At 65.0% G+C, this 23,622-nt stretch carries 18 protein-coding genes; 8 read left to right on the top strand and 10 right to left on the bottom strand.

Features of this window, described 5'->3' with window-relative positions; genetic code table 11:
* Positions 1-78: 78 nt before the first annotated feature.
* Positions 79-774: a FadR/GntR family transcriptional regulator gene (locus tag QBJ92_RS00375; protein WP_277967948.1), complete on the top strand. Its 696-nt coding sequence runs from the start codon at positions 79-81 to the stop codon at positions 772-774.
* A 447-nt stretch (positions 775-1,221) separates the two neighbouring features.
* Here the strand turns inward: QBJ92_RS00375 and QBJ92_RS00380 are convergent, their stop codons facing one another.
* Positions 1,222-2,178, bottom strand: a complete 957-nt coding sequence (locus QBJ92_RS00380) for an aromatic alcohol reductase (protein WP_277967691.1) — start codon at positions 2,176-2,178, stop codon at positions 1,222-1,224.
* 69 nt (positions 2,179-2,247) lie between these two features.
* Here QBJ92_RS00380 and QBJ92_RS00385 point away from each other — a divergent pair, with 69 nt between their 5' ends.
* Positions 2,248-2,685: a winged helix-turn-helix transcriptional regulator gene (locus tag QBJ92_RS00385; protein WP_277967692.1), complete on the top strand. Its 438-nt coding sequence runs from the start codon at positions 2,248-2,250 to the stop codon at positions 2,683-2,685.
* Positions 2,686-3,229: 544 nt separating this feature from the next.
* A complete protein-coding gene (locus QBJ92_RS00390) occupies positions 3,230-3,781 on the top strand; it encodes a PEPxxWA-CTERM sorting domain-containing protein (protein WP_277967693.1) in 552 nt (183 codons plus the stop codon).
* Between the two features lie 186 nt (positions 3,782-3,967).
* Here QBJ92_RS00390 and QBJ92_RS00395 read toward each other — a convergent pair whose 3' ends face one another.
* Entirely contained in the window at positions 3,968-5,764 is a 1,797-nt protein-coding gene (locus QBJ92_RS00395; RefSeq protein ID WP_277967694.1) for an IlvD/Edd family dehydratase, read from the bottom strand.
* Between the two features lie 78 nt (positions 5,765-5,842).
* On the opposite strand from QBJ92_RS00395, the gene QBJ92_RS00400 reads away from it, so the two are divergent.
* Entirely contained in the window at positions 5,843-7,165 is a 1,323-nt protein-coding gene (locus QBJ92_RS00400; protein WP_277967695.1) for a sugar MFS transporter, read from the top strand.
* A gap of 105 nt (positions 7,166-7,270) precedes the next feature.
* On the opposite strand, the gene QBJ92_RS00405 is transcribed toward QBJ92_RS00400, so the two are convergent.
* The 5 genes from QBJ92_RS00405 to QBJ92_RS00425 form a co-directional block, all read right to left on the bottom strand.
* Complete coding sequence (locus QBJ92_RS00405; RefSeq protein WP_431358339.1) at positions 7,271-9,604, bottom strand: TonB-dependent receptor domain-containing protein; 2,334 nt, start codon at positions 9,602-9,604, stop codon at positions 7,271-7,273.
* A gap of 326 nt (positions 9,605-9,930) precedes the next feature.
* On the bottom strand, positions 9,931-10,821 hold the full coding sequence (locus QBJ92_RS00410; RefSeq protein ID WP_277967696.1) for an HpcH/HpaI aldolase/citrate lyase family protein: 891 nt from the start codon (positions 10,819-10,821) through the stop codon (positions 9,931-9,933).
* Complete coding sequence (locus QBJ92_RS00415) at positions 10,818-11,282, bottom strand: MaoC family dehydratase (protein ID WP_277967697.1); 465 nt, start codon at positions 11,280-11,282, stop codon at positions 10,818-10,820. Before QBJ92_RS00415 ends, QBJ92_RS00410 begins: the two co-directional genes overlap by 4 nt.
* 126 nt (positions 11,283-11,408) lie before the next feature.
* Positions 11,409-12,035 carry a 2-dehydro-3-deoxy-6-phosphogalactonate aldolase gene (locus tag QBJ92_RS00420; RefSeq protein WP_277967698.1) on the bottom strand — a complete coding sequence of 209 codons (627 nt, stop codon included), beginning with the start codon at positions 12,033-12,035 and terminating at the stop codon, positions 11,409-11,411.
* Between the two features lie 4 nt (positions 12,036-12,039).
* Positions 12,040-12,930, bottom strand: a complete 891-nt coding sequence (locus tag QBJ92_RS00425) for a 2-dehydro-3-deoxygalactonokinase (protein ID WP_277967950.1) — start codon at positions 12,928-12,930, stop codon at positions 12,040-12,042.
* 160 nt (positions 12,931-13,090) lie between these two features.
* Here QBJ92_RS00425 and QBJ92_RS00430 point away from each other — a divergent pair, with 160 nt between their 5' ends.
* Together QBJ92_RS00430 and QBJ92_RS00435 are read left to right on the top strand one after the other, a co-directional pair.
* Complete coding sequence (locus QBJ92_RS00430; RefSeq protein ID WP_277967699.1) at positions 13,091-13,816, top strand: FadR/GntR family transcriptional regulator; 726 nt, start codon at positions 13,091-13,093, stop codon at positions 13,814-13,816.
* 59 nt (positions 13,817-13,875) lie between these two features.
* Positions 13,876-14,832, top strand: coding sequence for a Gfo/Idh/MocA family protein (locus QBJ92_RS00435; RefSeq protein WP_277967700.1), 957 nt, complete (start codon positions 13,876-13,878; stop codon positions 14,830-14,832).
* 22 nt (positions 14,833-14,854) lie between these two features.
* On the opposite strand, the gene QBJ92_RS00440 is transcribed toward QBJ92_RS00435, so the two are convergent.
* From QBJ92_RS00440 to QBJ92_RS00450, 3 genes are read right to left on the bottom strand one after another with little or no spacing between them, the layout of a single operon-like run.
* Positions 14,855-16,243, bottom strand: a complete 1,389-nt coding sequence (locus QBJ92_RS00440) for an efflux transporter outer membrane subunit (protein ID WP_277967701.1) — start codon at positions 16,241-16,243, stop codon at positions 14,855-14,857.
* Positions 16,240-17,412, bottom strand: coding sequence for an HlyD family secretion protein (locus QBJ92_RS00445; protein ID WP_277967702.1), 1,173 nt, complete (start codon positions 17,410-17,412; stop codon positions 16,240-16,242). The genes QBJ92_RS00440 and QBJ92_RS00445 overlap by 4 nt, the downstream gene beginning before the upstream one ends.
* Positions 17,409-19,070, bottom strand: a complete 1,662-nt coding sequence (locus QBJ92_RS00450) for an MFS transporter (RefSeq protein ID WP_277967703.1) — start codon at positions 19,068-19,070, stop codon at positions 17,409-17,411. Before QBJ92_RS00450 ends, QBJ92_RS00445 begins: the two co-directional genes overlap by 4 nt.
* 203 nt (positions 19,071-19,273) lie before the next feature.
* On the opposite strand from QBJ92_RS00450, the gene QBJ92_RS00455 reads away from it, so the two are divergent.
* Both QBJ92_RS00455 and QBJ92_RS00460 read left to right on the top strand, forming a co-directional pair.
* Entirely contained in the window at positions 19,274-20,722 is a 1,449-nt protein-coding gene (locus QBJ92_RS00455; RefSeq protein ID WP_277967951.1) for an ATPase domain-containing protein, read from the top strand.
* Positions 20,723-20,740: 18 nt separating this feature from the next.
* Positions 20,741-23,599, top strand: a complete 2,859-nt coding sequence (locus QBJ92_RS00460) for a PAS domain-containing protein (protein ID WP_277967704.1) — start codon at positions 20,741-20,743, stop codon at positions 23,597-23,599.
* Positions 23,600-23,622 lie beyond the last annotated feature (23 nt).

Here is a 23,622-nt window from a genome sequence, read left to right on the forward strand (position 1 = left end):
CGCTCCCCGACATCGGCGCACGACGGACACGGTCGCGCCGATCCGCCGGGGAGCGGCACGACCGGCGAAGACGATCGCCTGCCCGGGCTCCGCATCCACGGCATCATCGCGCATGACATCGGCGTCGAGATCGTCAGCGGCGTGCGCCAGCCAGGCGCGGTGTTTGGCGGCGAGATCGAAGCGAGCGAAGCGCTGGGCGTTTCGCGCACCGCGTATCGCGAAGCGATCCGTATCCTCGCGGCGAAGGGGCTGGTGGAAAGCCGCCCGAAAGCAGGAACCCGCGTTACCCCGCGCAGCCGCTGGAACCTGCTCGACGTCGACGTGCTGGCGTGGACGTTCGAGGGTGAGCCCGACACCGACTTCATCATCGACCTGTTCGAACTGCGCGGCGTGATCGAACCCGCCGCGGCAGCGTTCGCAGCGCGGCGGCGCAGCGACGCGGATCTGGTGGATCTCGAGGAAGGCATCGCGGCGATGCGGCTGTACGGGCTCAAGGACCCGCGCGGGCAGACCGCGGATCAGCGGTTCCACCGGGCGATCCTGGCGGCGGCGCGCAACGAACCGCTTGCCGCGCTCGCCAACAGCGTCGGGGCGGCGGTGCGCTGGACGACGACGTTCAAGCAACGCAAACACGCACTCCCCCGCGACCCCCTCCCCGATCACGAGCGCGTCCACGACGCGATCGTCGCAGGCGACGCCAAAGCTGCGCACCGCGCCATGGTGGACTTGCTGCGGCTCGCGCTCGGCGACATGGGGCTGACCGAGCGGGAGTAAAGCGGCGTGCCGTCCGGTCTCCGGCGGCGGCGAGACGTATCAGAACGTCTTGGAACCGGTCGTTCCTGCGGCACACCGGCCTCGTGCCGAGGTTCCGTAGTCCTTTACCGTCGGGGCCTGCTGCCCGCTACAATGACTGGCGCGACTGGCCCCTGCCTTTGCCGGAACGTGCCTGGTATGGTCTAAGCCGCAGAGGCCCGGCTTCTTTCGGGCAACCGAAGGCGAACTGACCGCAAACGCCTACACCTGGACGTTCAAGCTGGCGATCCAGCCTTCAGATAACGGCCTTCGTTAAGCGCGATCTTTCCCGTTTCTCCGTCTGCGATTGGCCAATTGAGGGCGGATTTCAGAAGGGAGGTTGCCCCGGATGGCTGTCTGCGTGATCGCCGGGGAGTGTCCCACTCTAGGTTTGTCTTTGGGAAGGTCTCTACAGTCACCCCGCCTGCATCACTTTTTCTGTTGCGCCCCTCGCAGATCGGCATCGATCAGGGCCGCAACGTCGGTGACCGGAAGGCCATGCCGATCATTGAACGTGCCTGCCTTCGGCCAGGACACACCGCGACCGATCGCGAAGGCTGCACGGTACTTGCGCATCATGTTTTTCGGATCGTTCGCTAGCTCTTCCATTAGGAAAGGCACGGTCCAAACCGACCGCTTGAAGGCCCGGCCCAGTGCCACCTCCAATTTTTCCGCGACCTCGCCATATGTGACGGTGTCACCGGCCAGGAAGACGATCTCGTTGCGGATCGTCGGCTCGAAGAACACGATCTCGGCGGTCAGCATACCGATGTCATCCGGCGTCGTCAGCGTCACAGCGGTATCAAGGCTGCCGAGCGCGTGAACTTCGCTATTCTCCAGATCGACGACACCAAAGTCTGGCTCGAACAGGTAGCTCATGAACATGCCCGTAGAGATGATGACCCACTCGGTCTTGTCCTGCGAGCGCAGCAACTCGCGCACATCGAGCTGCGCATCGAAGATGTCCTGCGGCCCGCCGCGGCCGATCGCGTCGAAGTCGACGCCGAACTGCCACGGGAAATAGCGCGAGATACCGGATTGCAGCGCCGCCTTGGCGAGCTTCATCGGCGTGTCGATCCCGGCTGCATAGCCTGCACAGCCGATCACCGTGTCGTAGTCCGAAAAGAGCGATGCCAGCTCATCGATCGTGTCGTTCACCAGGTCGCCGAGCACGATCTCGATCCCGGCTTCGCGGATTTCGGCGATGTCACGCTGCTTGGAGGGATCCCCCGACTCGACGGCACTCTCGCGGAGAAGGACGCTGATCCTGGCACCGTCGATCCCCTTGGCGCGACGCGCCAGATTGCGGAGCACGGGCATGCCAAGCTCGCCGGCACCCAGGACAAGGCTATTGCGGGAGTTCACGTTGGAGACTGTATCGTTCATCATTCTAACTCGTTTCACCGTGGATGCCGGTGATCTGGCTAGCCACGGGCAAACGTGAAAGATGGGTACATGCGTGATACTGCCGTTCAATCTTTAAGCGAGGAGGACATCCTCCGATATTCGCAAACGGTTTGTGACGGCCTGCGGGACGATGACGACGGGGTTCGCCGTGAGGTGTTGGCCCATGCCGGCAACCGCTGGTCGCTTGGTGTCATCCATACGCTCGGCGTGTACGGCCAGCTTCGCCATGCGGAAATCGGCCGACGGATGCACGGTATCACGCAGCGGATGCTGACGCGCACGCTGCGCCATCTGGAGCGCGATGGATTGGTGGTGCGTCACGACTTCGAGGAGGTGGTTCCTCATGTAGAATATGCTCTATCCGAAACCGGACTGAAGCTACTGGTCAGGATGGTTCCCCTGTGGACGTGGATCGTCGAGAACGTCGACAGCTTTCGCGCATCACGAGAGATGTTTGATCGGGAACACGCGGGAGAAGCGCCTTGAAGGCGAAATCGGCTTACAGGCTCAGCTTTCTACAAATACCATCGTCTTCGGGAAACGTGGTGTCCCCCCCTATGGCAGCTATCGGAATAAACCTTCCGGCAAGCAGACAGTCCGCTTTCCACCAGGCCGGGAAGTTCAGGCGCTTCTAGCGTGCCAACGGTTCGTGAAAGCCGATTGGCAGCTTTCGGACGGTGAAACGGACGGACAGAAAACGCCCAATCCCCCCCACAAGATAGACAGGCTGCTTTTCACCGAAGGCCAAAACGTTTGCACCCGCCAAGTCGCACACCAAAACACTCAGCGTATGCGGAAGAACGACGACGCGTTTTTGATCGAAACGCCTGTTGCACTCCCACAAGAAATCGGTCCCCGATCACGACGAGTAAGCCTTGAGGGCCCGTTGATGGCTCGGAAGGGCCGCGCGCTTGGAACACTGTGATGAACTTGGTTAATTTCGGAGCAACCTTTTAACGAGGCCTCACGTAGCTTCCCCCGGCGTGGCAAATCAAAAAAGCTCCGTCTGTAAAAATAGTGGGAGAGTGAAATGAAAAAGCTTACTTTAGTGATCGCAGGAATGGCCGCGATCATCGCGCTCCCAGCAAACGCGGCACAATTCAATTTCAGCTTTGACACCACCAGCACCCTGTTCGGCGGCCCTTTTCAAACGGCACGCGGCATTTTTACGACCTCGGACACGGCGGTTCAGCGATTTGGACAAACGGCTCTTGCGATCACGGGCATCTCCGGAACGATCAACGGAGTCGCAATCAGCGGTCTATTCGACGCACCGGGCAGTCCGACATACTATTATTTCACGTCAGGGCCGACGTTTCTGGACGGTAGCGGAGTGAACTTCAACGCAGGCGCGGCACGGGGCATCGCCTTCTTCCATCAGGATAACGTCGCTGCCGATATATATCGGATAAACGGTAACGGCACGATCTCTGCTCTCGGGACCGCATCGTCCAGCCCAGTGGCAACTGCCGGCGCCATTCCTGAAACCGCGACCTGGGCGATGATGCTCGCGGGTTTCGGCATGATCGGCTTTGCGGTGCGTCGTCGCCAGTCGGTTAAAACGATTGCAAGCTACGCATAGGAGCTTTGCCGTTGCGAACGCTGAAGCCGCTGGCCGAAAGGCCGGCGGCTTTCTGCGGTTCGCCTCCCAAAGGACGTCCGCTCGATACCTTCCTAGACGCCCCATGGTGCATCATGGTCCCGCGCCCCTCACCGAAGGACGCGGGCCATGAGGATGCAGGGACGGGCCCGGCATCCCCCATGGGTCTCAGTGGTTGTCGCGCGGCAACCCACGGGTCTGGGCGATGCGCTGATACGCTTCCGCCCCTTCGAGGATCGCGCCGGTGCCGAGCTGGCCGACCACCGCGCGCTGCATTTCCTGCCACGGGGTCTGCGACGCGGGATAGGCATAGCCCCCGGCCGCTTGCTGCGCTTCGCGCCGTGCCGCGATTTCAGCATCGTCGATCAGCACGTTGGCAGTGCCGCGGTTGAGGTCGATCCGCACACGGTCGCCCGTGCGCAACAAGCCGAGCGTGCCGCCCGCAGCCGCCTCGGGCGAGGCGTTGAGGATCGACGGGCTGCCGCTCGTCCCCGACTGGCGACCGTCGCCGATGCACGGCAGCGCGTGGACGCCATCGAGGATCAGATGCGCCGGCGGGCGCATGTTGACGACTTCGGCAGCGCCCGGGAAGCCGATCGGCCCGGCGCCGCGCATCACCAGCAGCGTTTCCGCGGTGATCCCGGTTGCGGGGTCGTCGATCAGGCGGTGATATTCCTCCGGCCCGTCGAACACCACGACCGGACCTTCGAACGCATCGAGATCATCCGGGTTGGAGAGGTAGCGCTCGCGGAATTCGGGCGAGATCACGCTCGTCTTCATCACCGCATTCTCGAACAGGTTGCCCGACAGCACGACGAAGCCTGCCGCCTCCATCAGCGGGGTCGCGAACGGACGGATGACCTTCTCGTCCTCGATCGCCACGCCACGGCAATTCTCGCCCATCGTCTTGCCGTTGACGGTCATCGCGTCTTCGAGAATCAACCCCTGGTCGATCAGCTGCGACACGACCGCCGGAACGCCGCCCGCACGGTAGAAATCCTCGCCGAGATATTCACCGGCGGGCTGCAGGTTGACGAGCAAAGGAATGTCGAGGCCATGCTCCTGCCACGTCTCGACCGGGACATCGACGCCGATGTGGCGTGAGATGGCGGTGAGATGGATCGGCGCGTTGGTCGATCCGCCGATTGCCGAATTGACGCGAATCGCATTGAGGAACGCGTCGCGCGTCATGATGTCCGACGGCTTGAGGTCCTCGGCGACCATCTCGACGATGCGCTTGCCGGTCAAATAGGCGACTTCCTGGCGATCACGATACGGCGCGGGGATCGCGGCCGAACCCGGCAGCGACATGCCAAGCGCCTCGCACAGCGAGTTCATCGTCGTCGCGGTGCCCATCGTGTTGCAATAGCCGGTCGACGGTGCCGACGACGCCACCAGACGGATGAATTCGGCGTGATCGATCTCGCCAGCCGCGAGCAGTTCGCGCGCCTTCCATACGATCGTGCCCGAGCCGGTGCGCTCGCCCTTGTGCCAGCCGTTGAGCATCGGGCCGACCGACAAGGCGATCGCGGGGATGTTCACGGTCGCCGCCGCCATCAGGCAGGCCGGCGTGGTCTTGTCGCAACCGATCGTCAGCACGACGCCGTCGAGCGGATAGCCGTACAGAGTCTCGACCAGCCCGAGATAGGCGAGGTTGCGGTCGAGGCCCGCGGTTGGGCGCTTGCCGGTTTCCTGGATCGGATGGACCGGGAATTCGAGCGCGATGCCGCCGGCTTCACGAATGCCTTCGCGCAGCCGCTCGGCCAAGACGAGGTGGTGGCGGTTGCACGGCGACAGGTCGGAGCCCGTCTGCGCAATGCCGATGATCGGCTTGCCCGACTGCAGCTCGGCGAGGCTCAACCCGAAGTTGAGATACCGCTCGAGATACAGCGCGGTCATATCAATGTTGTCGGGATTATCGAACCACGCACGGCTGCGGAGCTGGGGAGGTGTGGACTCAGACATTTTCGGGAACTCCGCGTTTGACGCTATCCAGATCGAGATATACTCAGACATTTATAAGATCAATGAGGATGCGTGCCCATGGCAATAACACCCACCCGGCAACCGACGCTGACCGAGGCGCCACCGGAGGGCGGCGTGCGCCCTTCCTATGTCAGCGCGCTGGTGCTGCTTGGCACGCTGTTCTTCATGTGGGGGTTCATCACCGTCATCAACAACACGCTGCTGCCGCATCTGCGCAGCGTGTTCGAGCTGAGCTATACACAGACCACACTGATCGAGAGCGTGTGGTTCATCGCCTATTTCTTCGCGTCGATCCCCTCGGCGAAGCTGATCGAACGTATCGGCTACAAGAAGTCGCTCGTCGTCGGTCTGCTCATCATGGCAGCCGGCGCAGTCGGCATGACGGTGGCCGCGAGCATTCCGTCCTACGGCGTCACGCTCGTCATGCTGTTCGTCATCGCGAGCGGAATCACGCTGCTGCAGGTCGCGGCCAACCCCTATGTCGCGGTGATCGGCTCGCCTGAGACAGCGTCGGCGCGCTTGAACCTCGTCCAGGCGCTCAACTCCGCCGGGACGATGCTTGCGCCGCTGTTCGGCGCGTATCTGATCCTCGGGCGCTCGACCAGCGGCACCGCCAAGTCGGGTGCAGTGTTCACCCAGGCGGAGCGGCTCGCCGATGCGCAGTCGGTGGTCCTGCCTTACGTGCTGGTGGCGATCGTGCTCGTCATCCTCGCGGTCGTGATCGCGCGGTTCCCGTTGCCTGCGATGGGCACATCGACCAGCCGGATGGCGAAGGCCGACCGCAAGAACCACTCGCTGTGGAAGCACCGCAACCTGGTGTTCGGCATCCCCGCGATCTTCATCTACCTGATCGCCGAGATCGGCGTCGCCAACCTGTTCGTCAATTTCGTCAGCCAGCCGCAAATCGCGGACCTGACGCATGAGCAGGCCGGTCGCTACCTCACCTTCCTGTGGGGCTTCATGATGATCGGTCGCTTCCTCGGCTCGTTCATCATGCAGAAGATCCCGGCGGAGACGGTGCTTGCGGCGTTCTCGATCGGCGCGTTCGTCGTGATGCTCGTCACCGTCTTCACGACCGGGCCAATGGCGATGTGGGCGCTGATCCTCGTCGGGCTGTTCCACTCGATCATGTTCCCGACGATCTTCACGCTCGGGATCAAGGGCCTCGGCCCGTTGACCGAGGAAGGGTCGGGGCTGTTGATCATGGCAATTGCCGGCGGTGCTCTGGTCGTCGTGCAGGGGCAGATTGCGGATGCCTATGGGTTGCAGACGTCCTTCCTGCTGACCGCGGCGTGCGAACTGTACATCCTGTTCTACGCCCTGTGGGGCAGTCGGACGACCGAGATCGCAACGGTGCCGGGCCAGCCGCTCGAGGAATGACGAAGGCTTAGCGCCCCGTCTTATTCAAAACAAAACCCGCCGTGCGCTATGCGCACGGCGGGTTTTTTTACGTCTTGGAACAGCCCCCCCGGGGGGGACAATCCCCTAGAACCCCTTCTTCACCGTCACGAAGAACTGCCGCGGCGCACCGGCGAGCAGCGTCTGGCTGTCGCCGCTCTTGCCGAAGCCGTTCGACCCGATCGTCGCGACATAGCCGAGGTCGGTCAGGTTGGTGACGCTCCCCTCGATCCCCAGTCCGTTGAGCACGCCCTCACCCCGGAAGGTGTAGCCGATCGTCGCATCGACCAGCACGCGGCCCGGGACCGACTGATCGTTGAGATAGGTGAAGTAGCGCTTCGACATATAGTTGGCGCCGACCCGCGCGAGGAAGTGGCCGTCGTCATAGACCGCCTCGCCCTTCAGCATGTGCTCGGGGTTGTCGGGAACGGTCTTGCCCTTGGTCGCGGTATCGATCTGCCCGACCGAGCCGACCGCGGTGCTGATGACGTTGTCGCGATATTCCGCCTTGCCGTAGGAATAGGAGGCATAAAGCGAAACCGCCGGCATCACCTTGTACGTGCCGGTCACTTCGACGCCGTAGTTGCGCACCGAACCGACGTTCTGCAGCGTCGTCGGGTTGCCCGCGCCGCCCGTTCCGTTCGCCAGCGACAGCAAGCGGTTCGAGAAGTCGACATAATAGCCTGCGATCGACGCCTGGAACCCGGCCATCCGGAAGCGCCCGCCGACTTCGTAGCTGTCCGACCGCTCAGGCTTGAGCGTGTTGCGAATCAGGTCGAGCCCGGCCTGCGTCGTAGCGAAGGGCGACCCGCCGACTGCGCCGGACGTGAACGCGCGCATGTTTTGCGTGAAGGTCGCGAACACCTCGGTCTGGCCGCCGATCCGGTACAAGGCGCCGACCTGCGGCAGGAACCAGTCCTTCGACTCGATCTTTCCGGCAGCGAGCGTGCCGACGATCGCCTTGGCGCGGTTGACGACTTGCAAACCCTTCCACCCGCCGGTCAGCGTCAAGTCGCCCAGCGTCAGCTTGTCGGAGACGTAGTACATCAGGGTCTCGGTGTTGAACTTGGCATCGAACTGCGTGAAGAACGGATTGCTCTTGAACTGAAGCGTCGGCAGCGATGCAGTCGACTGATTGGCAAGACCGTAGAACCGCCGCGCATTCTCGGAATCGTTCGATTCGTACCACCCGCCGATTTCGAGGTGGTTCGGCCCGGTGTCGACCGCGACATGCCCCAATACGCCACCGCGATGGATATCATATTCGGTCGTGCGTACCGACAGCGAGGCGCCGCCCGGCGTCGGCGTATAGGGCAGATACCAGACGCCCTGCCCGTGATTGTCGTGATAATAGCCGGTCAGCTTGAGCGAGACATGGTCGGTCAGCCGACTGTCGAACGTCGCGCCCGCGAGATAATCCTGCCGCAGCCCGCCAGCATCGTAATAGACGTCGTCGACCGTCTTATAGGGTGCCGGAAAGGTCGTTCCCGCAGCCGGATAGGGCAGCGGGCGGCCGGTGGCGGTGTTCTGGTTCGCATAGACTTGCGCCAGCTGCGTCGCGAGCGGGAAGTTGTTCGAGATATTGTCGAGGTTGTAGCCGAACCGCTTGATCAGATCGAGGCTGAGATCCTGATAGTCCTGCTCGCGCCGGTCCGAATAATCGAAGAAACCGGTGATCGAGCCGCGGCTGCCGAGATCCTGGACGATCTTCGCGTTGACCTGATGCTGGCGCTGTTCGCCGAAGCCCTTCCACTTGTCGGTCTTGAGATAGCCGTAGCTGATATAGCCCTTGAGCCCCTGCCCGGTGATGTCACCGCTCTCGAGCCGGACGAACCCGCGATACGTCTCGTTGCTGCCATAGGTGCCCGACGCGACGATCCCCATCGTGTCCGACGGCTTGAGCGAGGTGAATTCGATCGTTCCGCCGAGATTGCTGCTGGACGCGGTGCCGAGCGCCCCCGCGCCCTGCGCGACCGACGCGACGCCGAGGTTCTCGGAAATGATCGCGCGGCTGATGTGGAGACCGTTGGTGTTGCCGTAGCTCATGTCGCCGAGCGGAATGCCGTCGAGCGTAAAGCCGAGCTGGTTCTGGTTGAACCCGCGCAGCGTGATCCGCGACGACCATTCGTACGCGCCGAAGGCGTCGGCTGCCTGATAGTTGACGCCGGGAAGCTTGGCGATTGCCTTGAGCGGGGTCGAGCCGGGGGTCAGGCGTTCGATGTCGAGATTGCTGACCGTCTGCACCTGCCGCGCCTGCCCGAAGCCGAGCACGACGATGTCGGACGTGTCGGCGGCGGGGGCGTCGCTTGCGGGGAGGTCGGTCGCCTGCGGCTCGACCGGCGCGGCGGTTTGCGCGACCGCAGCGGTCGAACAAAGGGCAAGCATCATCGAACCCGCAAGCAGGTGAAAACGAAGCGTCATTGCTGGAAACTCCCTGACGGGCCGATTGTCGGCCTCGTCGTGGCGCATGCCGACTTTGTGTTGCGGGGTCATGACCGTTTCGGGTCTAATCCGCGACGGTTGGCTACCGTTTTCGGCGAGCGTCAGCGCAAGGCCGCTGCAGCGGCGGAGGCGTAGAAGATGCGCGGCTGGAGGGGCTTCTTAAAGAAGCCCCTCCCCTGAAGGGGAGGGGCTAGGGAAAGCCCTCACACGTGTCGCAACCCTTTGGCGGCGGAACATAGGAGCAATGGCGTGGGTCGAAATCCGTGTCGAGCAGCCAGCAACATCAAGCGAGCTAGCGACAACGGCTACCCCCCGTAAGCCCCGGCCTTCGCCAACACCCCGCGCGCCTGCTTCAAATGCGGAATATCCAGCATCCGCCCATCGAGCCCAACCGTCCCCGCGCCACCCGCCGCATCGAACGCCGCGACCACCCGCTCGGCGAACGCGACCTCCTCCGCATCGGGGAGATAACTCTCATTGATCGCCGCGACCTGCGCCGGGTGAATCGCCAGCCGCCCGGTAAACCCCTCCGCGCGCGATGCGCGAGACGACGCCCGCAACCCAGCGTCATCGCGGAAATCAACGTACAGCGTATCGACCGCCTGCACCCCCGCCGCCTTCGCGCCGAGCAGCGTCAGCGTCCGAACGGTGCGGTAGGTCAGCGCCCATCCCCCCGCCGGATCGAGATTGGTGGACGCGCCCAGTGCCGCCGCCAGATCCTCCGCCCCCCAGGTCAGCCCGGCAAGCCGCGCCTGCCGCACCTTGGCATAGTCGCCGAGCGTGAATGGCGCAGCGGCAGTTTCGGTCGCGACCGGCAGGATCGCGATCGATCCGACGGTGAGCCCGGCCTGCGCCTCGAGCGCGTCGAGATAGAAAGACAGTTGCGCGATATCGGCAGGCCCGCCGCATTTGGGCAGCATCACGCCATCGGGCGCCGCCGCCACCACCGCTACCAGATCGTCGAGCACCATCCCGCTGTCGAGCGGGTTGATCCGCACCCACAGCTGACTCGTCCGCGCCGCCTGCAGCCGATCCGCCAACAGTCCGGCGACGAGATCGCGCCCGCGTGCCTTGTTCTCGGGCGCAACCGAATCCTCGAGATCGAAAATCAACGCATCCGCGCCGGTGCCATCGGCCTTGGCGAGCTTCTTCTCGCTGTCGCCCGGGATGAACAGCCACGATCGCAGGTCGATCATGCGCTTGCCTCCACCGGGGTCTTGCGCTGCAATCCGGTCCGCTTGCACGACGCAACGAGTTCCTCCCGCTGGTTGAACGCGCGGTGGACGAAGGTGACGATCCCCGCGTCGGGCCGTGAGCGGGACTCACGCACCTCGACCACTTCGGTCTCGACCCTCAGCGTATCGCCGATGAACACGGGCGCGGGAAACCGCACCTCATCCCACCCGAGATTGGCGACCGCGGTGCCGAGCGTCGTATCCCCGACCGAAACGCCGACCATCAGCCCGAGCGTGAAGGTCGAATTGACGATGATCCGCCCGTAGTCGCTGTCCTTCATGTATTCAGCGTCGAGATGCAGCTGCGCCGGGTTATGCGTGAGCGTCGAGAACAACAGATTGTCGGTCTCGGTCACGGTCCGCCGGATCGCGTGGGCAAACGTCTGCCCGACTTCCAACTGCTCGAACCACAATCCCGCCATCGCCTGCCGCTCCCGATTACCGCCCTGTGCCGGGCCTGCTGTGTTGCAGGACTGGCCATACCAGCGATTTTCGGAAGGGCTAGAGCGGGATGGCCCTCCCCCAAACCGTTCGGGGAAAAGGGGTGCTTACCCCAGTGCGGCGATGAACGCGCGCGCGTTCGCGCCGACCTGCTCGGCGGTCGCGCCGACCGAATAGAGCGCACCGCCCAGACCGAACCCGGCAGCGCCCGCCGCGGTCCACGGTGCCATCCCCTCGGGGGTGATTCCACCGACCGGCAGGACGCGCGCCGTCTTGGGCAACACCGCGCGCATCGCCTTCAGGATCGTCGGGCTTGCCGCCTCTGCCGGGAAAAGCTTGAGCGCAGTCGCACCGGTTTCGAGCGCGAGGAATGCTTCGCTCGGCGTGGCGATCCCCGGCAGCGACACCAGCCCCGCCGCCGCCGTTGCTGCGATGACGCGCGGGTTCATGTTGGGGGAAATGATCATGGTCCCGCCCGCCGCCTGCACCGCGGCGACGCCGTCGGTATCGAGCACGGTCCCCGCGCCGATGATCGCGCGGCCCTCGAACCGCTTCGCCAGCCGCGCGACGCTGTCGAGCGGGTCGGGCGAGTTCATCGGCACTTCGATCAGCGTGAACCCCGCCGCGACGAGTTCCTCGCCGATCGCCTCGACCTCGTCGGGGCGAACCCCGCGCAGGATCGCGACCAGCGGGCAACGCGCGAAGGCGGCGTCGAAATCGGAAACCATGGTCATGTGATCATTCTCCAAGCGCTTTTGCCAGCGCGATGATTCCGGCCGCAAAGGCGGCGTGGCTGTCGACGACATGGGGCGTGCCGCCATTCGCTTCGACCGCGAGGGCATACAGCCCGCCCAGGTCGGGATCGGACAGGATATGGACATCGCCCGCCCCGGTTTCGAGCCGCACGGCAACGTCGCTGCCGATCAGCAGACCGCTCGCGTAAGAGGCGGCGTCGGCGTCATCGCGCTGCCCGAGCAGCTTGCTCGCGCGGATGCCGAACAACGCGGCGGAGAGGTCGCGCCGCTTGCCCGCTTCGACGCCCTCGCGGAACGCGGCACCGGGAACAACCGCACCGACGAGCTGGCTCGACAACAATCCGTGACCGCGCAGCAGCGCAAACAGTTCGCCGGTCATCGCGGTGGTGAAATCCACGACGATCCCATCGGCCATCCGTGCCCATTTGCAATGGGTTCCGGGCTGGCAGAGCAGGCCGTCGCGCGGCACGAGCCCCGCCTCGACCGCACCAAGCAACTGTACTTCCTCGCCGCGCATCACGTCCGCCCGACCACCCCGGAGGACCGACAGGCCCGGCACGATCGCGGTTCGGTCGTCGATCCAGCCGAGCCCCTGCGCGAGCGTCGCGAACCCGGCAGGCACCGCGACATAGGGCACGTCGCGCCAGCCGATCGTCGACCCGACCATTCCGGCAAGCAGCATCGGAAGATCCCCGAAGTGCGCACGGATATCGGCGACTTCACTGGCGAACCCATCCTTCGCCACAGCGGTGACGCCGCGCGCGTCGCGGTCGGTGGCGACGACCTTGCCCGCCTCGATCCGATAGACGCGACGGTTCGTCGTTCCCCAATCGACCGCAAGAAAGGCATCGGTGAAGGCCGACGATACGGACATGGTCAACGCTTGGACTCCTTCGCACCGACAACGGCGATCACGCCCGCGCAAAGCGGTTGCGGGCTGCTGCGGTATTTATCTGACTTATTCCGTGTGTCCAGCGGATCCGCACGGGTCTGGATGGTGACAGTGCCCCAACAAACGGTCAGAATGGGCGCTTATGGCCCAGCAGACACAGCCGCCCGCGCGCAACCTGACCTACCGTCTGCTCGATACGATCGGGCTCGCGATCGTCACCGGCCAGTATGAAACCCAGCCCTTCCCGACCGAAGCGCAGCTTGCGCAGACACACGGAGTCAGCCGCTCGGTGACCCGCGAAGCGGTCAAGATGCTGACCGCCAAGGGCCTGCTCAGCGCCCGTCCACGGCAAGGCACGGTCGTCCGCCCGGCCGAAACGTGGAACCTGTTCGACACCGACGTCCTGCGCTGGATGCTCGAGCGCACTTTCTCGGTCGATCTGCTGCGCCAGTTCAGCCAGTTGCGGATCGCGATCGAACCCGAAGCGGCGGCGCTGGCGGCGCAGTTCGGCGGGGCGGCGGACTTGCGGCAGATCGATGCCGGGCTGGACCGGATGATCGCCGCCGATCGCGAAGCGGATGATCCGCTGGACGCCGACATCGCGTTCCACATCGCCATCCTCAAGGCGTCGCGCAATCCGTTCTACGGGCAATTCCGCGATGTCGTCGCCACCGCGCTACGCACCTCGATCCGCTTCACCAACCGCATCAAGGGGCGCAACGCGAGCATTACCGATCACGCCGCCGTCCGCGACGCGATCGTCGCGCGCGATCCGGTCGCAGCGCGGGCCGCAATGCGCCATCTGATCGGCGACGTGATTGAGCTGATCGACCGAGTCGAAGGGAAGGACGGATCGCCAACGGGTTGATGCCGCCCCCGCCGCCGCCTAGGAGCGCGGCAGTCATCATACAAAAGACGAGTGCCGCCATGCCGACCGCGACCGACCCCGCTTCGCCGCGCGATGGTGTCCTCCGTCTCGGTATCGTCGGCATCGGCAAGATCGCGCGCGATCAGCATATTCCCGCGATCCTGGCGAATCCCCGCTTTACCCTGATCGGCACCGCGGATCCACACGGCAGCCTGGCGGGTGTCGCGGCGTTTGCGGATCTGGCGGCGATGCTGGCCGCCGTCCCCGGTCTCGACGCGGTCGCCGTCTGCACCCCGCCGTCGTACCGCGCGGGCATCGCCACCGCCGCGATCGATGCGGGGCTGGCGGTGCTGCTCGAAAAGCCGACCGCCGCGACGCTCGTGGAAGCGGAGGCGATCGTGGCGCATGCCGCCACCACCGGCACGACGCTGATGGCGACCTGGCACTCGCGCGAGGCCGCCGCGGTCGCCGAGGCGCGCGCATGGATTGCCGAACGGAACGTCGTGGCGGTCGAGATCGTGTGGAAGGAAGACATCCGCCGCTGGCATCCGGGACAGGAGTGGATCTTGGCGGAGAATGGTTTGGGCGTATTCGATCCCGGGATCAACGCGCTGTCGATCCTCACCTTCATCCTGCCCGACCCCGTTCGCATCGAAACCGCGCGTATCGCGATCCCCGAAGGCCGGGGCGCCCCGATTGCCGCGACGTTCGCGATGGCGGCAGGCGACATCCGGATCACGGCGGATTTCGACTTCCTGCAAACCGGCCCGCAAAGCTGGGACATGCGGATCGATACCGATCGCGGGAGCCTGCTGCTCAGCGACGGCGGCGCGACGATCGCGATCGACGGGGAGGCACCGCGCAAATCGGAGAACATCGAGTATGGCTCGATCTACGCGCGGTTTGCGGATCTGGTGGCGGCAGGTGAGTCCGAAGTCGACTTGTCGCCGCTGCGGCTGGTCGAGGACGCGCTGCGCATCGCGGATCGCACGACGGCCGCCCCTTTCACGTTTTGAGCGCCACTCGCCCGGGCCTACCTTACCGCCGCACCGCCGCCACGTCCGCTTCGGTCCACCCGCCCCCCATCGCCTGGTACAGCGCGACATAGGACGTCAACCGATCCGCATTCGCCTGCACCAGCGCAAGCTCGGCGGTGAGCAGCCCGCGTTGCGTATCGAGCTGGTCGAGATACGACGAATAGCCCGCCCGGTAGCGGTTCGACGCGTTGCGCAGCGCGGCGGCATAAGCATCGCGCTGCCCGCGGATTGCGACGGCCTGCTCGCCCGAGCGCTGGACCCCGGCGAGACTGTCGTCGACTTCGCGAAACGCAGTCAACGCAGACCGCCGATAACTAAACGCCGCCTGGTCCCGCCGCGCAACGGTCAGATCGACGTTCGCGCGCAACCGCCCGCCGTCGAACAGCGGCGACAGCACGCTCCCGCCGAGCGAAAAGATCCCGACCGGATTGGCCAATGCGGTCGTCAGGATCACCCCCGCCGAACCGGTCAGCGCAATGTTCGGGAGCAACGCCGCGCGCGCACTGTCGAGGCTGCGGTCGGCGGCGACCAGCGTCTGTTCCGCCTGGAACAGATCGGGCCGACGGCGCAACAGGTCGGCGGGCAGCCCGTCCGGGATCGGTGGCAGGACCAGCGCGGTCAAAGCAGCCCCCCGCCCGATCGCGCGGGGCGTCGCGCCGAGCAACAGGCTCAGCGCATCCTCTTGCCGCGTGATCGCCAGTTGCGCCTGCGGGATCAGCTGTTCGGTCGCGCGATATTCGCCCTCCGCCTGATGCAGCTCGAGATTGGACGTATAACCCGTCTCCGCGCGTCGCCGCGCGATCCGCAGCGCATCGCCGCGCGCCGCAAGCGTATCGCGCGCGACCGCCAGCCGCGCGTCGAGCGCGCGCAGCGTGATGTACCCGCTCGCGACGCTGCTCGCGATGGCGAGCCGCACGACGTCGCGTGCGCCTTCACTCGCGAGCAATTGCGCGCGCGCGGCGGCGCTGGCGTTGCGCAACCGCCCGAACAGGTCGGGGTCGTAGCTGGCGGTGATCGACGGCGTCGCCGTTAGATTGGTGCTCGCTGTGCCAAAGGCATTGAGCGCGCGTGAATCGGTCGTTGGCACCCCCACGCTGACGGTCGGCGACAGTTGCGCGCGCGCCAAGCGCTCGGCCGCACGGGCTTCGTCGACGCGCCCCGCTGCAATCCCCAGGTCGGGATTGTTGGCAAGCGCTTCGGCCACCAGGCGCGTCAGCACCGGATCGCCGAACGCATTCCACCACTCCGCGCGGACCGGGGCCCCCGGACCGAGCGCGGTCCGCCATGCAGGAGGCGCGACGATCGCGGTCGCCACCGGTGCTGCGGGCCGCGGGCCGACGCAGCCCGTGACCAGCACGCCAAAAGCCGCCACGCCCAGCGCGCGTCTCATCGGATCCGCGGCCCGGAGGATGTGTCGATCCGAGTCTGCACCGACATTCCCGGGCGCAGCCGAGCCGCAAGCGGCTGACCCGGATCGATCCTGATCCGGACTGCGATCCGCTGCGGCACCTTGGTGAAATTGCCCGTCGCATTGTCCGCCTTGAGCACCGCGAATTCGGAACCGGCGGCGGGCGACAGCCGCTCGACATGACCGGTCAGTCGCGCATTGGCGAGGCCGTCGACAGTAAAGCTCGCGGGTTGCCCGACCGCCATGCGCGCGGTCTGCGCTTCCTTGTAATTGGCGATCACCCAGGTTTCGGGCGGCACGAGGAACATCAGCTGCGACCCGGCTGTGACATATTGCCCGACCCGCACGCCGACTTCGCTCAACCGTCCGCTTTCAGGCGCGCGCACCACCGTATTGTCGAAATCGATCTGCGCGAGCCGCTGCGCCGCCTCCGCGCCGCTGACGCCGGCTTGCTGCCCGCCGCGTCCGACCTCGACCGTGCGGATGTCCTGCCGCGCGATCTCGCGCGCGGCCTTGGCCTGCAACACGCCCGCCTGCGCTTGCCGGAGGGCCGCCAGCGTCTGGTCGCGTTCGCGCAGCGACACCGACCCATCGGTGACGAGGTCGTTGACTCGGTTCATGTCCGCCTGCGCGCGGAGCAACTGCGCGTTGGCGTTGGCCACCGCCGCATCCTGCGCCTGCAAGCTGGCGGCGCGCGCGCGCGCGGTCTGGTCGCTGTTCGCCAGCGTCGCCTCCTGCCCGGCAACCTGCGCCTTGGCCTGATCGACGCGCTGGCGGTAGATCCGGTCGTCGATCCGCACCAGCGGTTGCCCCTGCGTCACGCTTGCGAAATCGCGCACCAGCACCGCGGTGACATAACCGCTGACCTGCGGGCTGATCACCGTGGTGCGGCCGCGCACATAGGCATTGTCGGTCGCCTGGTTCGCAGTGGCGAACGGCGGCAGGCGCCACGCATAGAGCACCGCGCCGATCCCGACCGCCGACAATACGATCGCGACGATCAGCGCGCCGCGCGAGGGCCGCGGCGGCCGCCAGCCCGATCCTACCGGCGCAGCGGGGGCGGCGGGGGCGGCAGCGTTCTCCTCGGCGCGGGCCTCGGTGACGGGGGTGGCTGCGACGGGATTTTGCGGAGTCTGGCGCGTGTCGGTCATGCAGGAGCCTTGGCAAGCGCCGCGCGACGTTCGCGCCTCGTGCGGCGAATCAGAAGAAACGCAAGATAGACGGTGGTCAGCCCGGCGAGAACCGCCACCAGCCTAAACGTATCGTCATAGGCAAGGACATTCGCCTCGCGCGTCGCGGTTTGGGCGAGCAGCGCACCGCCCTCGGCGGCGCGCAACGTCGGATCGCCGACGACCCGCCCGACCGCGCCACCGCCCGCCGCGATCCGCGCAGCCACGATCGGATCGGTCGGGTCGATCGACTGGACGATCGCGGCGCTGTGCGCTTTCTCCGCGATCGTCTGATACGTGCCCAGCAACGCCGCCCCGCCGAGCCCGCCGATCGCGTTGACCATGCCGAACAGCGCGAGGAAACTGATGATATGCCCCGCGCCCGCCTTCAACGCGCGGGTCATCCCGAACAGCAGCGACGGGCCGAGGAAGAAGGTGCCGGCAAACGCGATCACGGCTTGCGTCAGGTACAACTGCGGCGGGCGCGTCAGGCTGGTCGATAGCGAATCGACATAGGCCGCAACCGCGACCAGGCCGATCGCGAGCATCACCGGATGCGTCAGCCGGTTGACGTCGAGCGTCACGGCGCTGGCAATGACGCCTGCGATCGAAGCGACGAAGATGATGACGAACAGCGTCCCGAACTGGTCGTTGTTTTGCCCCAATACGGTCAGCAACCCAACCGCGGCATAGGTCTGTTCGGACAGCACCAGCCGCGCCATCAGCGTCACCACCGCAAAACGGACGATATCGGCGCTGCCCAGCCAGCGCGTGTTGAGCAGCGGGTTGGCGCGCCCATGTTCGATCACCAGCGCCGTCGCGAGCAACGGGATCGCGACGACGAGCGACCAGCCGATCCACGGCGCCTCGAACCACCATACGATCCGCCCCTGCCCAAGCACCGCCGAGAACAGCGCGATTGCGACGGCGAACAGCGTGAAAGTGACGAAATCCAGCGGCTCGAACGCGCTTTTGCGTTCGGTCGGGGGCAAGCGCAGCAAGCTGACCGCGACCAGCGACAGCAATGCCAGCCCGAATTCGAACAGGTACAGCGCGCGCCATTGCGACATCGCGAGCAGTTCCGGGGAGAACAACCGCGCGAGCGGGGTGGCGCATTGCGGAATGCCGATCCCGATGACCAGCGCCCGCAATCGCCATTTCGTCGGCAACGCCTGCATCATGTAATAGAGGCTGAGCGAACTGAGCGCAGCGCCCGCCATCCCGCTCGCCGCGCGCACCGCGATCGCCGACCAGAACCCGTGGACGAACAGGTGCGCGAACGCGAGCAGCACGTACAATCCGAGGAAGATGATCGTAAAGGGTCGCAGACCGTATTGCTGGCGGAACTTGATCAGCAACAGGTTCATCGACGCATTGGTCATCACGTACACCGTCGGCAACCACGCGATCTCGGTCGGATCGAAACCGAGCGAGCCCTGCAATGTCATGGTGTTGACCGAAATCAGCGCGGTGCCGAGCCCGCCGGTCAGCCCCACAAGGATCGCAATCGCGCCATACGCCAAGCGGACGACCGCGGAATGTTCAGGCGATGCGGGCGAGCCGGGCAGCGCGGGCCGCTCATGCGGCGCGAAGGTCCAGTTCTCCTCGGTCAGGAAACGGCGAATACGACTGGCTGCCATCGTCTTTCCCTACGCGGTTGGCCAGGATCTGATCAATCCATCCCTATGGCCGATCGCCCGACAGGAAGGATACAACGCGCCCCCTTCCCGATCAAAAAAACGGTTGTTCGCCCGCACTCTTGATCCATATCAGTCCATAAAATCGGCGTGGGCGTTACGACCCGCGTCAAAGGGGAAATTGTGTGGCAGATTGTCCAACCGGCGTGGCGGGTCTCGATGACATCCTGGCCGGAGGACTCCAGCGCGGCCGCCTGATTCTGCTAGAAGGCAGCCCGGGCACCGGCAAGACGACCATCTCGACCCAATTCCTGCTGCAAGGGGCCGAAGCGGGCGAGCGGGTGCTCTACATCACCTTGTCGGAAACCGAGGAGGAGTTGCGCGAAGGCGCAGAATCCCACGGCTGGACCTTTCCCCCCAGCTTTACCGTGTTCGAACTCGTCCCACCCGAAAGTCTGCTCAACGACAATCACCAGCAGAGCCTGCTTTATTCGTCCGACCTGGAACTGGGGGAGACGACAAAGCGGATCTTCGAGATTTTCGAGCAGATCAAGCCGTCGCGGATCGTGCTCGATAGCCTTTCCGAAATCCGCCTGCTGGCGCAGAGTTCGCTGCGCTATCGTCGGCAGATCCTCGCGCTCAAACATTACTTCGCGCAGCAGGACGCGACCGTCCTGATGCTGGATGATCTGACCGCGGACATGATGGACAAGACCGTCCATTCGGTCGCGCACGCGGTCATCCGGCTGGAGGAATTGTCGCCCACGTACGGCGCGGAACGGCGGCGGTTGCGCGTCCTGAAATATCGGGGCCGGCGCTATCGCGGGGGCTATCACGATCTGGTCATCGACACCGGCGGGATCCGCGTGTTCCCGCGCCTCGTCTCGGCGGAGCATCGCGGCGCGTTTTCGCGGGAAAGCATTCCCGTCGGCAACGCGGCGTTCGACCGGCTGATCGGCGGCGGTTTCGAACGCGGCGCAAGCACCCTCGTGCTCGGCCCGGCGGGCACAGGCAAGTCGCTGTTAACGTTGAGCTTCGTCAAGGCCGCCGTCGAGCGGGGCGAAAACGCCGCGATGTTCGTTTTCGACGAGGAACTCGGGCTGTTGTTCAGCCGCGCGCTTGGTCTTGGAATTGACCTTGAAGCGATGGTCGCTGCGAACAAGCTCGTGATCGAGCAGATCGATGCGGCCGAACTCTCGCCAGGCGAATTCTCGGAGCGGGTGCGGATCTGTGTCGAACGCTACAAGGCACGGACCGTCGTGATCGACAGCCTCAACGGCTATCAGGCGGCAATGCCGGAAGAGCAGGCACTGATCCTGCACATGCATGAATTGTTGCAATATCTGAACCGGCAGGGCGTGATGACCTTCCTGACCGTCGCGCAACACGGCCTGGTCGGCGACATGAAATCCCCGGTCGACGTGACCTATCTGGCGGACACCGTGATCCTGTTGCGATATTTCGAAGCGACCGGTCGGGTCCGACGCGCGATCTCGGTCGTTAAGAAACGTATGGGAAGGCACGAAGACACGATCCGCGAATTCAGGATCGGGCATGCGGGGATTACCCTGGGCATCCCGCTGACGGCTTTCCAGGGTGTTCTACGCGGCGTCCCGACGTTGATTGGCGAAGACGATGAACTGTTGCTGGACTGACATGCGCAAGACTGCTTCTTGAACCGCACGCTCGCCGAAGGCGCCATCATCCTCGCTCCGCGCGGTCGCGATTCCGCGATTGCACGGGCGATGCTGGAGGAAGGCGGGCTCGAGGCCGAGGTTGCCAGCGACTTGCCCGCGCTGGCGGCGATGGTCGCGCGCGGATGCGGCTACGCCATTCTGACGGAGGAAGCGCTGCGCGGCGCGGACTTGCGAGAGCTTACAGCCGTGTTGGCGCAGCAGGCGGAATGGTCGGACCTGCCGTTCATCGTGCTGACCGAGCGCGGTGGCGGCCTCGAACGCAATCCTGGGGCAGTCCGGCTGCTCGAGGCGCTCGGCAACGTCACTTTCCTCGAACGTCCGTTTCACCCGACCACGCTGCTGTCGCTTGCCCGTGCAGCGCGGCGCGCGCGTTTGCGCCAGTATGAAGCCCGCAACCGGCTGGAGGACATTCACGCCGGGCAGGAACGCCTCAAGCTCGCGATCGCGGCGGGGGGACTGGGGGCGTGGACGCTCGACATGACGACCACCACGCTCCACGTCGAGCCCGATACCAAGGCACAGTTCGGTCGGACCGCGGAGGAGCCGTTCGACTATCTCGATTTGCTCGCAGCGATCCACCCCGACGACCGTGACGATACCGTCGCGGGCGTACGACGCGCGTTGGCGGACGGATCGGATTACCGCGCCGAAGTCCGCTGCCTGTGGCGCGACGGGTCGCTCCATTGGCTGCAGGTCGACGGTCGGGTCGAGCGTAGCCCCGCGGGACGGCCAGTGCGCGTCGTCGGCGTATCTCACGAGATCACCGATCGCCGGGTTATCGAATTGCGGCAGCGTGCGCTGCTGTCGCTGAGCGATCGGTTGCGGGAGGCGCCCGACACCGAAGCGATGTCGTTCGAGGCGGCGGCGATCCTCGGCAGTACGCTCGGTGTCAGCCGCGCCGGCTATGGGATCACCGACCCGGTCGCCGAAACGATTACGATCGAGCGCGATTGGGGCATGCCGGGAATTCCGACGCTCGCCGGCGTGCTGCACTTCCGCGACTATGGTTCGTACATCGAAAATCTGAAGCGCGGCGAGTTGGTCGCGTTTGCCGATGCGCGTACCGATCCGCGCACCGCGACCACGTCCAGCGCACTGGAAGCAATCGACGCGCGCGCGGTCGTCAACCTGCCCCTGACCGAGCGCGGGACGTTTTCGGCACTACTGTATCTGACCAACCGGCAACCGCGGATCTGGACGAAGGACGATCTCACCTTCGTCCGCGACGTGGCGGACCGGACGCAAGCCGCGATCGAACGTCGCCGCGCGGAGGACGCGCTGGCCCGGTTGGCGGAGACGCTGGAGCGACAGGTCGCCGAACGCACGCGCGAACGCGATCGGACCTGGCAGAATTCGCAAGACATGCTTGCGATCCTCTCCGACGACGGGATCATCCTGTCGATCAATCCCGCCTGGACCAAGATCCTTGGCTGGACTGCCGAGGAGATCGTCGGGCGCAGCCATCTCGTGTTCGGTCATCCCGACGAGGTACCCGCCAACGAAACCGCACGGGAAGAAACTTTGGCCGCGCCGCTGCGGCAATATGAAAACCGGTTCCGGCACAAGGACGGCAGCTATCGCTGGATCGCCTGGGTCGCGACTCTCGAAGGCGACCGGATCTATGCCAGCGGTCGTCACATCACCGCGGAGCGCGAGGCGCATGCCGATCTGGAACGCGCGCAGGACCAGTTGCGCCAGGCGCAGAAGATGGAAGCCGTCGGCCAGCTTACGGGCGGGCTTGCGCATGATTTCAACAACCTGCTGACGGCGATTTCGGGCAGTCTCGAACTGATCCAGGCGCGCATCAAGCAGGGCCGGATCAACGACGTCGATCGCTATATCGGGATGGCGCAACAAGGCGCCAAACGCGCCGCCGCGCTGACGCATCGGTTGCTGGCCTTTTCGCGGCGCCAGACGCTCGACCCCCGCCCGACCGACATCAACCGGCTGATCGCGAGCTTCGAGGAGCTGTTGCAACGATCGGTCGGGCCGTCGATCGAACTGGTCATCGTTCGCGATGAAGCGTTGTGGACCACGCTGGTTGATCCGAACCAGCTCGAAAACGCCGTCCTGAACCTGTGCATCAACGCGCGCGACGCCATGCCGGACGGCGGACGCATCACGATCGAGACCGGCAATACGGCACTCGATGCAACAGCCGCGCGTCGAAAGGACATGGCGCCGGGGCAATACATCACGCTGAGCGTCACCGACACAGGATCGGGGATGACCCCAGCGACGATCGCGCGTGCGTTCGACCCGTTCTTTACGACCAAGCCGCTGGGCGAAGGGACCGGACTGGGTTTGTCGATGATCTACGGCTTTGTCCACCAGTCGGGCGGCCAGGTGCGGATCACGTCGGAGATCGGGCGTGGAACCACGATGTGGCTGTATTTGCCGCGTTCTGACGAAGTCGCTTCCGCCGATCTCGAGGATCAGGTAGCGCCCAACGCCATCGGTGCGTCCAGCGGAAAGACCGTCCTCGTCGTTGACGACGAACCGGACGTGCGGGCCCTGGTCGTCGATACGCTCACCGATCTCGGCCATTCCGTACTGGAGGCGGGCGACGGGCCAAGCGCGCTGACGCTGCTGCATTCCACGGACGTGATCGATCTGATGATCACCGACGTCGGATTGCCCAAGGGGATGAACGGGCGGCAGGTCGCAGATGCCGCAAGATTGGCAAGGCCAGACCTCAAGATCCTGTTCATTACCGGCTACGCAGAGAATGCGGCAGTCGGAAATGGACACCTCGACCCAGGCATGCATATACTTACCAAACCGTTTGGGATGGATGTTCTGTCCGCGCGAATACAACAGCTCACCGCATCGTAGATACTCAATTAGGAGTAGTTCAA

It is taken from the genome of Sphingomonas echinoides, from assembly GCF_029623395.1.
Classification (GTDB): Bacteria; Pseudomonadota; Alphaproteobacteria; order Sphingomonadales; family Sphingomonadaceae; genus Sphingomonas; species Sphingomonas echinoides_A.